We start from the raw sequence: 12,189 nt of genomic DNA, 5'->3' as shown, positions 1-12,189 counted from the left end.
TTCAGTCCTCTTCTTCCCAGTCCGGGGTCATGTTGCGGGCAACCTGGATCTGGTCGTTGCTGACTCCGGCGGGGACCATCGGCCACACCATGGAGTTGGGGCTGACGACGAAGTCGATCACCACGGGGCGGTCGTTGATCGCCAGGGCCTGCTGGATGGTGGCGTCGATGTCCTCGTCGCGTTCGCAACGGAACGAGGCGCAGCCGTAGGCGTCCGCCAGCTTGACGAAGTCCGGGATGCGGACGGTGTCATGGCCGGTGTTCAGGTCCGTGTTGGAGTAGCGGCCCTCGTAGAAGAGGGTCTGCCACTGGCGCACCATGCCCAGCGAGGAGTTGTTGATCACCGCCACCTTGATCGGGATCTTGTTGATGGCGCAGGTGGCGAGTTCCTGGTTGGTCATCTGGAAGCAGCCGTCGCCGTCGATCGCCCAGACCACCCGGTCCGGCTCCCCCACCTTGGCTCCCATGGCGGCAGGTACGGCATAGCCCATGGTGCCGGCGCCGCCGGAGTTCAGCCAGGCATGCGGGCGTTCGTACTTAATGAACTGCGAGGCCCACATCTGGTGCTGGCCGACGCCGGCGACGTAGACGCCCTCCGGGCCGGTGAGGGCACCGATCCGCTCGATCACGCGCTGCGGCGCGCTGAGGCCGTCCTCCGGCTCGGTCCAGCCGAGCGGGTAGGTCTCCTTGAGGTTATTCAGGAAGGCCCACCAGTTCGTCAGGTCCGGGGTGCCGGAGGCCTCGAACTGCAGGCGCAGCGCCTCGCTGAGCTCCGGGATGATTTCCTTGACCGAGCCCACGATCGGCACATCGGCGGTGCGGTTCTTGGAGATCTCGGCCGGGTCGATGTCCGCGTGGATGACCTTGGCATTCGGGGCGAAGGACTTCAGGATGCCGGTGACCCGGTCATCGAAGCGCGCGCCGAGCGTGATCAGGAGGTCGGACTGCTGCAGCGCGGTAACGGCGGAAACCGTGCCGTGCATGCCGGGCATGCCGACGTGCTGAGGGTGCGAGTCCGGGAAGACGCCGCGGGCCATCAGCGTCGTAACCACGGGGGCGCCGGAGAGTTCGGCGAGCTCCCGCAGTTCGGCCGACGCGTGCGCCTTGACGACGCCGCCGCCGACGTAGAGCACCGGCTTGTTGGCGGCGGCGATCAGCCGCGCGGCTTCACGGACCTGCTTGCTGTGGCCGCGGAGTACAGGCCGGTAGCCGGGCAGGTCGATCTTCGGCGGCCAGGAGAACGTCATCTGGCCCTGCTGGGCATCCTTGGCCACGTCCACCAGGACGGGGCCGGGGCGGCCCGTCGAGGCGAGGTGGAATGCCTCAGCCATCACGTGCGGGATGTCGTTGGGGTCGGTGACCAGGAAGGAGTGCTTGGTGATCGGCATCGTGATGCCGACGATGTCCGCTTCCTGGAAAGCGTCGGTGCCGATCACCCCACTGGAGACCTGTCCAGTGATAGCGACCATCGGCACGGAGTCCATGTGGGCATCCATGATGGCGGTAACGAGGTTGGTGGCGCCCGGGCCGGAGGTGGCGATGCAGACGCCCACCCGCCCGGTGACCATGGCATAGCCTTGCGCGGCGTGGCCGGCTCCCTGTTCGTGGCGCACCAGAATGTGGTTCATTTTGGAGGCCATCAAAGGGTCATAGGTGGGCAGGATCGCGCCACCGGGCAAACCGAAAATGTCCTGGACGCCGAGTTCTTCGAGCGAGCGGACGATTGCTTGCGAGCCTGTCATCACCGTCGGGGGTACGACGGTGTTCGGCCCAAGGACGGGAGAGGCAGCAGCATGCTCGACGCCGGCGTCTGCCGGGCGTTCGATGCGTTCCGGAGCCTTGTGGGCTCCAGCGGACTTTGTGGCCATCAGCGAGGGGCTGATCGGCGATCCTTTGCTCATCGGACTCTTCCTTTGGTGGATCTGTGGGTGGATCTACGGTGATCGTGTGGTGCTGGTGGTGCTGGTGGAACGGAAATAAAAAAAACCCCTCAGCCTGGAGGCTCTTCGAGGGGTTTGCGCGTGGCGATTCGTTACCAGGAACGGCTATTGAGCCACGCGCTTGGTAAGGACGACGACTGCAGCTGCGCAAGCGCCGCCGGTAACGATCTCGATCATGCGTTCAGTTTTCCCTCTTGGTGAGACAGGTGTCAACGAGCCTGCGGCCTGTCTCACGATGTGGACAACACTGTCCACGGGTTGGGACCCTCGACTCTTCCTTGGTGACCCGTCAGCTTTAGGCGGCAGGGCTTAGTAAGGGGAATACCGAGGGGCCCCAAGGACGCGGCGCTCTCGCCGCGTCCTTGGGGAAGGTATTACCCGCAGTAGGCACCGGTGGAGGCGCTGTGGACCAGCTTTGCGTACTTGGCGAGCACGCCCTTGGTGAACTTGGCCGGCAACGGCTCCCAGCCCACCTTGCGCGCTTCGAGCTCGGCCGGCTCCACCAGGAGGTCGAACGACCGGGCGGCAATATCGACGCGGATCCGGTCGCCGTCCTTGACGAAGGCGATGGGGCCGCCGTCGACCGCTTCCGGAGCGACGTGGCCGATGCACAGGCCGGTGGTGCCGCCCGAGAAGCGGCCGTCGGTGAGCAGCAGGACGTCCTTGCCGAGGCCGGCGCCCTTGATGGCGCCGGTGATGGCCAGCATCTCGCGCATGCCCGGTCCGCCCTTGGGGCCCTCGTAGCGGATGACGACGACGTCGCCGGCCTTGATCTCGCCCTTGTCCAGCGCGTCCAGGGCACCCTGCTCGCGCTCGAAGACGCGGGCGGTGCCCTCGAAGACGTCGGCGTCGAAGCCGGCGCTCTTGACGACGGCACCTTCCGGTGCCATCGAGCCGTGCAGGATGGTGATGCCGCCGGTCTTGTGGATCGGGTTGTCCAGGGCGCGGAGGATCTTGCCGTCGACGTCCGGCGGGTTGATGGCGTCCAAGTTCTCCGCGACGGTCTTGCCGGTCACGGTCAGGCAGTCGCCGTGCAGCAGGCCGGCGTCGAGCAGGGCCTTCATGATCACCGGCACGCCGCCGATCTTGTCGACGTCGGTCATCACGTAGCGGCCGAAGGGCTTCAGGTCGCCCAGGTGCGGGATCTTGTCGCCGATCCGGTTGAAGTCGTCCAGGGTCAGCTCGACCTCGGCTTCGCGGGCGATGGCCAGCAGGTGCAGGACAGCGTTCGTCGAACCGCCGAAGGCCATGGTGACGGCGATCGCGTTCTCGAACGCCTTCTTGGTCATGATGTCGCGGGCGGTGATGCCGAGGCGGAGCAGGTTCACCACAGCCTCGCCGGACTTGCGTGCGAAGTCATCACGACGGCGGTCGGCCGAGGGCGGCGCGGCGGAGCCGGGGAGGGACATGCCGAGGGCCTCGCCGATGCAGGCCATGGTGTTGGCCGTGTACATGCCGCCGCAGGCGCCTTCGCCCGGGCAGATGGCCTTTTCGATCCGGGTCAGGTCCTCCATGCTCATCTTGCCGGCGGCGCAGGCGCCCACGGCTTCGAAGGCGTCAATGAGGGTGACCTCTTTTTCGGAGCCGTCCTCCAGCTTGACCCAGCCGGGCATGATGGAGCCGGCGTAAAGGAAGACGCTGGCCAGGTCGAGGCGGGCAGCGGCCATCAGCATGCCCGGCAGGGACTTGTCGCAGCCGGCCAGCAGCACCGAGCCGTCGATCCGCTCGGCCTGCATCACGGTCTCGACCGAGTCCGCAATAACCTCACGCGAGACGAGGGAGAAGTGCATGCCCTCGTGGCCCATGGAGATGCCGTCGGAAACCGAGATGGTGCCGAACTGCATCGGGAAACCGCCGCCGGCGTGGACGCCTTCCTTCGCGCCTTGGGCCAGTCGGTTCAGGGAAAGGTTGCAGGGAGTGATTTCGTTCCACGAACTTGCCACGCCCACCTGGGGCTTGGCGAAGTCGTCGTCGCCCATGCCGACCGCCCGGAACATGCCGCGCGCGGGGGCTGCGTGGATTCCGTCGGTGACGACCCGGCTGCGGGGCTTGATGTCCGGCTTGGTCTCTGTCGCTGTTTGGGTGTCCTCACTCATGGCTCAAAGTCTAGGGCTCCGCCGAGGGCAGCAACGAGCCGGATTGGCTCATTAAGCGCAAAACCGGGAATATTTCGCCCAAATAGTGGACGCTTGTCTCATTTGCTGGACGTAAGCGCGGCATTGCCCTGGATGCTGTGAGCCGCATCACGCAATTCGGGCGCATCGGCGAGGGCCTGGGCCTCCGCTTTGAGCAGCACGAGCACCTGCTGGATGGTGGTGCGCGCCGCGGCCTCGGGGCGGGCCAGGGCCACGATGCTCCGGCTGGCCTTCACGCCGCGGAGCGGTCGGAGCACGAAGCCGCGGCCCTGGTTCTTCAGGGCGGTGTAGCGCGGCAGCAGGCTGAGCCCGTGCCCGGCGCTGACAAGGGCCTCCAGCACGCGCAGGTCCGGGAAGAGCTGGGCCCGCAGGGCCGGGGAATCGGCCTGCATCTCGATCTGGCGCAGCACGGTATCAAAGGGGAAGCCGTCGGGCACGCCCATCCAGGGGTAGCCGATGACGTCCTCCGCGCTGAGCGTCGCCTTGCCGGCCAGTTCGTGGTCCGTTGGGACTGCTACGTCCAGCGGCTCCTCCAGCAGGGGGATCACTTGCAGGCCCTGGCGGGCGAAGACCTCGGGCCCGTCCACGCTGTGGGCCAGGACGATGTCGTAGTCGGCGGCCAGGGCGGCGAATCCGGCCACTCCGGGGTCCTCGAAGTGCGCCTCGAAGCGGAGCCCGTCGATCTCCTTCACGCGGTGCAGCAGTCCTGGCAGGAACATTTCCGCGGCACTCGGAAAGAATGCCGCCTTGATCTGCGTCTGCCAGCCGAGCCGGTAGGTGTCGATGGTGGCCTCCGCACGGGCCATGGCCGTGGACACCTCTGCCGCGGCTCCGGCCATGGCCAGCCCCGCCTCGGTCAGCCGCACTCCCCTGCCGGACTTCTCAACGAGCACCACGCCGAGCTCGTCCTGCAGGATTTTCAGCTGCTGCGAGACGGCCGAGGGCGTCACCCGCATGGACTCCGCCGTGGCGCCCACGGAGCCGCGGTCCGCCAGCTCGCGGAGAATCTGCAGTCGCTTGAAATCCATGCAGCGAGGCTACACGGGGCGCGTCCGGAACGCTGGACAGCCGCGTCGGGCCGGACGTAACGTCAAACAGCGGCAACCTTGCCGCCCGGACAAAGGATTCGACTATGGATTGGATTATCTGGCTCGTCGTCATCGTGGTCATTGTCGGGGTCGTGTGGTGGCTGCTGAACCGCAACAACGCCCGCACTGGCGCTGCAACCCCGCCGTCCACCGGGGCAGGAACGCCCGCCGCACCGCGGGTTTCCGAGGACCGGCTTTCCGAGGCCCGGCCCAGCCACGACGGCGCCCTGTCCGGGGGTACCGCCGCCGCGTCGGCCGCAGCGGCCGCCACCACCGGTATTCCGTCCGCCGCCGGATTCGGCAACGCGGAACCGGTGCCGCCCACCACAGCCGACGACCGCGCGGCAACAGTGAGTCCTCCGGCCGGCAGCACGGCCCCCGAGTCCGCCGACGTCGGGATCCCTGACGTCAAGAGCCCCCGCATCGAGAGCGCCTCCCAGGAGGGCACCGCCGTCGGAAGCGCAGCGGAGGAAAACCCTGAGTGGGAGACCCAGTGGTCGGAGACGCCGCCCGCCGAGGCGCACGCCGCCACGCACCACGACCTTCACCACGGCGGCCACGGCGAGCAGCTGGCACCCGGCTCCCACGCCGAGGCCTCCACGAACCCTGCGACGGGAGCGGCCGCTGCCGCCACCACGCCGGAATCTCAGTCGGCGGAACATGTCCCGGTGCACCACGCCGAATACACCGAACCGCATGCCCCCACCCTCCCCGGCGCGGAGTCCGCGGCGGCCGAGGCTGCAGAGCTGGAGACGGCACAGGCCGCGTCGTCGGCCGCACTCACCGAGGGCGCAGCCAGCCACTCCGCGGCGCCGGCCGGGCATCCCGCGGCACCGGCCGGGCACCTGGCCGTTGAACAGCCATACGGCGAGGGTTCCGCCGCGCCGGCCCCGGACGGAAGCGGGCCAGAGGGATTCACCGTCAAGGGGAACGCGTCGTCGATGATCTACCACGACGAAACCAGCCCCTCCTACGAGGAGACCGTGGCCGAGGTCTGGTTCCTCTCTGCCGCCCACGCCGAAGCGGCAGGCTTCCGGCCGCCACGCCGGTCCCGGATCTAGCAATGCGGCGGCGGTCGCCACGGCGCGCGGCCCGGGCAGCGGCCGGGGCGGCGCTGACCGCCGCCCTGGCCGCGGCCGGCTGCACTCCCGGCCCCACCGCTCCCCCGGACGTTAACACCCCGGCCGCCGGCAGCCAGAGCGCTCGTAGCCAAGACGCAGGTAGCCAAGGCGCGCCGGCGGCGCTGCGAGTCGCTGGCCGCATCGACGCCGGGCTGGCGATGCCGTGGTCCACGGTCTTCCTGCCGGACGGCACGGCCCTCATCTCGGAGCGGGACAGCGGGCTGGTGAAGGCGGTGCCGCCCCGAGGGGGCGCTGCCGCAGCGACGGTCGGCAAGGTGCCCGACGTCGTTCCCGGCGGCGAGGGCGGACTGCTGGGGCTGGCCATCTCCCCCGACCTCGCAACCGGCAGGTACCTCTACGCGTACTTCACGGCCAACGCGGACAACCGGATCGCACGCTTCCGGCTCGGCAAGGACGGCCTGCCGGACCTGGGCTCCCCCGAAGTCATCTTTACCGGCATCCCCAAGGCGTCCACGCATAACGGCGGCCGCATCCGGTTCGGCCCTGACGGATACCTCTACGTCGGAACCGGTGACTCCCAGCGCCGCGGCCAACCGCAGGACCGCAACGCCCTCGGCGGCAAGATCCTCCGCCTCACCCCGGACGGCAACCCGGCCCCCGGCAACCCCTTCGGCGCGAACCCCGTCTACAGCCTGGGGCACCGGAACGTCCAAGGCCTCGACTGGGACAGCGCGGGCCGGTTGTGGGCCAGCGAATTCGGCCCGGACAGAGACGACGAACTGAACCTGATTGTCCCGGGCGGTAACTACGGCTGGCCCGAGGTGACGGGCGCCCCGCACCGCGCGGGCTTCCTTGATGCCAAGGTGGTGTGGCCTTCGACAGCGGACTCCTCGCCCAGCGGACTCGAAATTGTCGACGACACGGCCTACCTGGGCGCACTCCGGGGCCAGCGACTGTGGGCGGTTCCGTTGCGCGGCGAATACGCCGGCGATCCTGTGGCCTATTTCACAGGCGAGTACGGCCGGATCCGCGACGTTTCGCTCGCTCCTGACGGCCGCCTCTGGGCCCTCAGCAACGGCAAGAACCCTGATTTTGTGCTGATTTTGACGCTCCCCGGCTAGCCGTGGAGCGTCGTCGGACGCTCGATTTCACACTGCAGTAAAACTCGTGTAGAGTTTCATGTCGTTGCGGAGAACACCGCGGGAAATAAAAAGCCCGAGGGAAACGAAAACAACAGCTGCACCTCTAGCTCAACTGGCAGAGCAATTGACTCTTAATCAATGGGTTCCGGGTTCGAGTCCCGGGGGGTGCACCAAAGGAAAACCCCGTTCGGCAGGCTGAAAAGCTTGCCGGACGGGGTTTCTTTTTTGCCCAGAAGCCACCGCGTCTGCCGCGTGGCTCACACGGCAGACGCAGCGCGGTTTACGGGACCCGTGCGCTGTAGCCCGAGTACCTGGCCAGGCTCGTGTATCCCGCTTTCGACCCGATGACGCGCAGACTCATGACGTCGTAGCGGTCGGCCCAGGTGATCCGGTGATACCGGCCAGTGGCGCCGGAAATGGGCACGCCGGACCGGTACCACTGGTAGCGCAAGGTTGTGCCGGCGGTCCAGGTGCCCGGATGCGCGGTCAAGGTGTAGCCATACCGCGCGTATCCGCCCATCCAAGGCCGTGATGAGGCCAAGGACCCGGTCGCGATGGCGCTGGTCGATCCCGAGTACTTGGCGAGCGTCGTGTAGCCGGCCTTCGATCCGGTCACCCGGACCCGCATGGACTTGCCCCGGTCCGCCGCTCCAAGGGTGTACTTGGACGCCGTGGCTCCCGTGATGGCGCTGCCGGAGCGGTACCACTGGTACTTCAGGGTCGCGCCCAGGGTCCAGGTCCCGGAGGCTGCGGTCAGCGTGTAGCCGACCTTCCTGGTCCCGTTGATCAGGGGCGTCGGGCCCGAAAGGATCCCGGCGATGACGACGTAGTGCGGGGTTTCCTTGACGATGGTGGCGTAGCCGGGCTGGGTGCGTGTCACACGCCCCATGATCGATTTGCCCAGGTCCGCCGCGGTGATGTCGTAGTAGGGGTGGTTGGTGCCCGGGACCGGCAGCCCCGACCGGTACCACTGCCAGGTTCTTGTGCCGTTGTACTGCCAGCCGGTTTGCTCGCTCAACCTGCCAAGGAGCGACATGCCCACCCGGGCGCTGCCCGTTACGGTGAGCACCGGATCCGGGACGGTGCCTGGCGCTATCGTGACGGGCGCGGATACGACGGTCAGGGTGGTGTAGCCGGCCTTCTTGCCTGTGGCGCTGATGGTCAGCTGATGACCGACGTCCGCCACCTTGGCCGTGTACGAGGATGAGGTGGCACCGTCGATGGGAACGCCGGAGCGGTACCACTGCCAGCCCAGGCCCGTGCCCGCCGGCCAGGTGGTGGAGTTGCTGCGGATGCCCATGATGGAGCCGAGCGTTGGCACCCCGGTAATGGCCGGTGCCGTGGGCGTGAAGGTGCCGGGACCGACGGCCGGAGTGGGCGCCGAGGTGGCTGTCGCCGGATCGTAGCCGTACATGGTGCCGGTGACGGCCACCGTGAGGCTCTGGTCCAGGTCCGCCGCGGTCACGGTGTAGGTGCTGGCGGTGGCAGCGTCGATGGCGGTCCCGGCGCGGTACCACTGGTAGCTGAACGACGCGTTGGGCGTCCAGCTGCCCGGGACGGCTGTGAGCACCGAGCCCACACGGGCGCTGCCCTGGATTGTTGGGGTGCCCGAAACAATCGGCTCCGTTGCGGGCGGCTGCCAGCCGGGCTGGGCAACCCGCACGGCGGCTGCGGCATCCACCAGGCCTGCGCCGCAGCCTCCCGTGTCGCAGCTGCCCGGCAGCGGCCGCGCCGTCTGCTTGAGGATGGCTTCGACGTCGGCGGGCGTGAGGTCCGGGTTGGCGGACATGATGAGGGCGGCGGCGCCGGCCACGTGGGGTGCGGCCATCGAGGTGCCCTGCATGTAGCCGTACGTCTCGGCGCCCGGCGTGGTGCTGCCGTCGTTCAAGGTCGAGAGAATCGTGTTGGCCCCACCGGTTGAGCCGTCGCCGCCGGGTGCACTGACGTCGACCTCGGGACCGAAGTTGGAGTAGTACGATCGGCTGCCTTCACGTCCCGTGGCCCCGACGGTTATGATGTTGTTGCAGTTGCCCGGGGTGGAACCGGCGGCGGGAGCATTCGAGTTGCCGGCAGCTGCGACTACTGTCACGCCCTGTGCGGCGGCGAAGTCCAGCGCGGACTGGAAGTAGCTGCCGCACTGGCCGGCGCCGCCGAGGGACATGTTGATGACTTTGGCGCGGCTCGTGGCTGCCGGAACACCCGAGACGGTCCCGCCGGAGGCCCAGACGACGGCGTCGGCGATGTCGCTCAGGTAGCCGCCGCAGGCCCCCAGGGCGCGGACGGGAAGGATCTTCGCCGAATAGGCAACGCCGGCGATGCCGATGCCGTTGTTGGCCGCGGCCCCGATGGTTCCGGCCACATGCGTTCCGTGCCAGGACGATGATGAGCCGTTGCAGTAATCGCCGGCGTCGGTGGCGTCGCCGTCGCGGCCGTCACCGTCGTTGGACATGGTGCTGTCGGAAATGAAGTCGTAGCCGGGCAGGACGTTCGGTAGGTCGCTGTGGGCCGTGATGCCAGTGTCGATGACTGCCACTACGACGCCTTGTCCGGAACTCATGTCCCAGGCGGCGGGGACGCGCATCCCGCCGGTGTCTTCGGAGAGATCCCACTGCTTGGGGAAGAGCGGATCGTTCGGGGTCGACGCCTGGCGGACAAAGGTGTCCGGTTCGGCATACTCGACATTGGACTGGCTGCGCAGGGAGGCGAGGACTTTGGCGCTCTCACCGGCGGTCAGCGCGCTGGCGGTCCGTACCACGGCCGCACCACGGGCCGTGGTGCGCAGTTCCTTGACAGAAACCCCCGCGGCCCTGGCAGCCTGTCCGTACGCGTTGCCCCGGGCGCTGGCTGTACCGGCGGTTCCGGACTTGAACTTGACGACGAACCGCCCGGTGGCCGCGGCAGGCGGCGCCGAAGAAGTCGACGACGGGGCGGCCGGGTGTGCGTCGATGGCCGGATCCGGGCCCGCGGCGGCAGGAGACGCGAACAGCGTGCTGAGCAGGACAGCGGCTGTGCTGAGTGATACGGCGGCCGTAGACAGACGCGGTGCAGTCATGCGGGTCCTCAGGGCATGGCCGGCGTGGGCCGGCGGACGGGCGAGAGCGGGAAACACTCGCGCTCAACCGGCGTCTGCCCCCGCCAGAACTCTAACCCAGGGAAAACGGTTCCAGCCGCAAATTGCGGGAGCCCTTGGTCTTTACTGCGCGTTTCCTGCTGACACTCGAGCTCTGCTGTCCGCTGCCATTACTAGGGAGCCCGGTTCCCGCGGCGGCTGAGTGCCATAAGCGCCCAAGCTGACAGCAGCACGCCACCGACGGCCAGCAGTAAAGCCCCCGCCCGCAGGCTGGTGCCGCTGCCTTGTGAGCCTTGGACGACGACGGCGGGTGCCACAGCGACGGCCGAGGGCGCCGACGACGGCGTCCCGTCTGCCGTGGTGGACGGGACGTTTGCCCTGACAGGAACCGAAGACGGGGACGGGACCGGGGCCTTGGACGGCGTCGGCCGGGCGGAGCGTGTCGCCGATGGGGCTGGTGCGGGTCTCGCCGGTGCGGCGGAAGACGATGCCGGCACGACCGGCGCCGCCGACGGTGCTGCCGTAGCCGTGGCCGGGGGCTTGGGGGTGCTCGTAGGCTGCGGGGTGGGCGTGGCCGAGGGCTCGCATCGTCCCAGCGGAACCAGAATGACCGGTCCGCACGGTTCGGCGTCGGCCGGAGCGGCGATGGCGAGAGCAGTGAAGGCGGTGATGGCGAGGACTGCAAGGGCCGGCACGGCGGCAAAGATTCCCCTACGCGTTCTCATCCTCAACATCCTACGGTTCGGTGTTAGGTGCCTCCGGGATTTCCGGGCGCGGTCCTAGCTCCGTCCCGCCACCGCCAGCTGGAAATGGATGGGCAACGTCAGCTGGATCGGCAAGGTGCCCAGAGGCTCGTCGAGCAACTCGTTGATCGAGGTCTGCCCTTCAAGCTCGGGCGGCGGCACCATTTCCATAGGAAAACTCTATGCGAGCCTTTGCCCGGCACAGGGGCAGGACACGGCCTGTCAAACAGCAGAAAAGCCGCGGCCATTAGCCCGGTTTACGAGACAACCTCCACCCCTAGGAATCCTCGGGCGATGCAATGTGGGGGTCGCAGTCCTCGCAGAAAACCGCAGTGGCAAATTCGCCGCAGCACTGACAGTGATGCTCAAGGGATCTAGGCTCAAGGACGTAGCTCGTCATGCCCCCCATGTTTGCCCAGTGTCAGGTGCTCAGCACCAGTAATTGGTACTCGTTTTTGGGCAGTCACACTCTCGCCCGGCGCGCATACCGCTGCCGCTCGCAGGGGCCTAGTTGGCCTTAGCGGGCACACTCGACTCGGCCGAGGTGACGATCGCCTTCGCTTCCGTCGTCGACATGCGGTTGGCCAGTTCCCGGACCACGGACTGCAACTCGTGGCGCAGCGAGTCGGGATCAATCGAGGCGGCAGCAAGGACCGAGCGTTCCATGTCCGCGGCCGCAACGACGGCTTCGCGGCCGCGGTCCGTCAGGGTGACGACGTGGCTGCGGCGGTCGGAGGCACTGCGCTCCCGGGAGATGTGGCCATGGGCTTCGAGCCGGCTCAGGGTCTTACCCATGGTCTGGGCTTGCACACGAACCAGTTGCGCCAGCTGCGCTTGGGTCATGGGTCCTTGGACGGAGAGCACTTCCATCGCAATGACCCCCGCGTGGGTGAGGCCGATGGCCCCCAGCTTCTCATTCCAGGAGTGTTCTACAAGGCGTGCTGCCGTGGACAATAGGCGGCCAGTGGGCCAGCGATCCATATCAGGCAT

9 protein-coding genes and 1 tRNA gene are annotated in these 12,189 nt (G+C 67.9%); 3 read left to right on the top strand and 7 right to left on the bottom strand.

Going from position 1 to position 12,189, the window contains the following annotated elements:
• Position 1: 1 nt before the first annotated feature.
• The 3 genes from AC1DNC_RS11725 to AC1DNC_RS11715 all read right to left on the bottom strand — a co-directional run bounded on the left by AC1DNC_RS11725 (position 2) and on the right by AC1DNC_RS11715 (position 5,102).
• Positions 2-1,900 (bottom strand): acetolactate synthase large subunit, encoded by a 1,899-nt coding sequence (locus AC1DNC_RS11725; protein WP_476862718.1) that lies wholly within the window; start codon positions 1,898-1,900, stop codon positions 2-4.
• Between the two features lie 413 nt (positions 1,901-2,313).
• Positions 2,314-4,035 (bottom strand): dihydroxy-acid dehydratase, encoded by a 1,722-nt coding sequence (gene ilvD / locus AC1DNC_RS11720; protein WP_476862717.1) that lies wholly within the window; start codon positions 4,033-4,035, stop codon positions 2,314-2,316.
• Positions 4,036-4,133: 98 nt separating this feature from the next.
• Positions 4,134-5,102, bottom strand: a complete 969-nt coding sequence (locus AC1DNC_RS11715) for a LysR family transcriptional regulator (protein WP_476862716.1) — start codon at positions 5,100-5,102, stop codon at positions 4,134-4,136.
• Between the two features lie 104 nt (positions 5,103-5,206).
• Between AC1DNC_RS11715 and AC1DNC_RS11710 the strand changes: the two genes are divergently transcribed.
• From AC1DNC_RS11710 to AC1DNC_RS11700, 3 genes are all read left to right on the top strand, one after another.
• A complete protein-coding gene (locus tag AC1DNC_RS11710) occupies positions 5,207-6,223 on the top strand; it encodes a sunset domain-containing protein (protein WP_476862715.1) in 1,017 nt (338 codons plus the stop codon).
• 2 nt (positions 6,224-6,225) lie between these two features.
• Complete coding sequence (locus tag AC1DNC_RS11705) at positions 6,226-7,365, top strand: PQQ-dependent sugar dehydrogenase (RefSeq protein WP_476862714.1); 1,140 nt, start codon at positions 6,226-6,228, stop codon at positions 7,363-7,365.
• Positions 7,366-7,483: 118 nt separating this feature from the next.
• Positions 7,484-7,559, top strand: a tRNA-Lys gene (locus AC1DNC_RS11700).
• Positions 7,560-7,666: 107 nt separating this feature from the next.
• Here the strand turns inward: AC1DNC_RS11700 and AC1DNC_RS11695 are convergent.
• From AC1DNC_RS11695 to AC1DNC_RS11680, 4 genes are all read right to left on the bottom strand, one after another.
• Positions 7,667-10,438: a S8 family serine peptidase gene (locus AC1DNC_RS11695; RefSeq protein WP_476862713.1), complete on the bottom strand. Its 2,772-nt coding sequence runs from the start codon at positions 10,436-10,438 to the stop codon at positions 7,667-7,669.
• A 191-nt stretch (positions 10,439-10,629) separates the two neighbouring features.
• Positions 10,630-11,181 carry a hypothetical protein gene (locus AC1DNC_RS11690; protein WP_476862712.1) on the bottom strand — a complete coding sequence of 184 codons (552 nt, stop codon included), beginning with the start codon at positions 11,179-11,181 and terminating at the stop codon, positions 10,630-10,632.
• A gap of 54 nt (positions 11,182-11,235) precedes the next feature.
• Positions 11,236-11,370 carry a hypothetical protein gene (locus AC1DNC_RS11685; protein ID WP_476862711.1) on the bottom strand — a complete coding sequence of 45 codons (135 nt, stop codon included), beginning with the start codon at positions 11,368-11,370 and terminating at the stop codon, positions 11,236-11,238.
• 336 nt (positions 11,371-11,706) lie between these two features.
• Positions 11,707-12,180 carry a MarR family winged helix-turn-helix transcriptional regulator gene (locus tag AC1DNC_RS11680; protein WP_476862936.1) on the bottom strand — a complete coding sequence of 158 codons (474 nt, stop codon included), beginning with the start codon at positions 12,178-12,180 and terminating at the stop codon, positions 11,707-11,709.
• Positions 12,181-12,189: the final 9 nt, after the last annotated feature.

It is taken from the genome of Arthrobacter sp. 01N442 (assembly GCF_056399345.1).
Note: the sequence above shows the minus strand (reverse complement) of the source record. Positions and strands in the feature narration are given on the sequence as shown.

Excerpts from the sequence above, each read along its gene's own strand:
- AC1DNC_RS11710 (WP_476862715.1), top strand. The coding sequence starts at position 5,207 with ATGGATTGGATTATCTGGCTCGTCGTCATCGTGGTCATTGTCGGGGTC.
- AC1DNC_RS11695 (WP_476862713.1), bottom strand. The coding sequence starts at position 10,438 with ATGACTGCACCGCGTCTGTCTACGGCCGCCGTATCACTCAGCACAGCC.
- AC1DNC_RS11725 (WP_476862718.1), bottom strand. The coding sequence starts at position 1,900 with ATGAGCAAAGGATCGCCGATCAGCCCCTCGCTGATGGCCACAAAGTCC.
- AC1DNC_RS11690 (WP_476862712.1), bottom strand. The coding sequence starts at position 11,181 with ATGAGAACGCGTAGGGGAATCTTTGCCGCCGTGCCGGCCCTTGCAGTC.
- AC1DNC_RS11715 (WP_476862716.1), bottom strand. The coding sequence starts at position 5,102 with ATGGATTTCAAGCGACTGCAGATTCTCCGCGAGCTGGCGGACCGCGGC.
- AC1DNC_RS11705 (WP_476862714.1), top strand. The coding sequence starts at position 6,226 with ATGCGGCGGCGGTCGCCACGGCGCGCGGCCCGGGCAGCGGCCGGGGCG.
- AC1DNC_RS11685 (WP_476862711.1), bottom strand. The coding sequence starts at position 11,370 with ATGGAAATGGTGCCGCCGCCCGAGCTTGAAGGGCAGACCTCGATCAAC.
- AC1DNC_RS11680 (WP_476862936.1), bottom strand. The coding sequence starts at position 12,180 with ATGGATCGCTGGCCCACTGGCCGCCTATTGTCCACGGCAGCACGCCTT.
- ilvD (WP_476862717.1), bottom strand. The coding sequence starts at position 4,035 with ATGAGTGAGGACACCCAAACAGCGACAGAGACCAAGCCGGACATCAAG.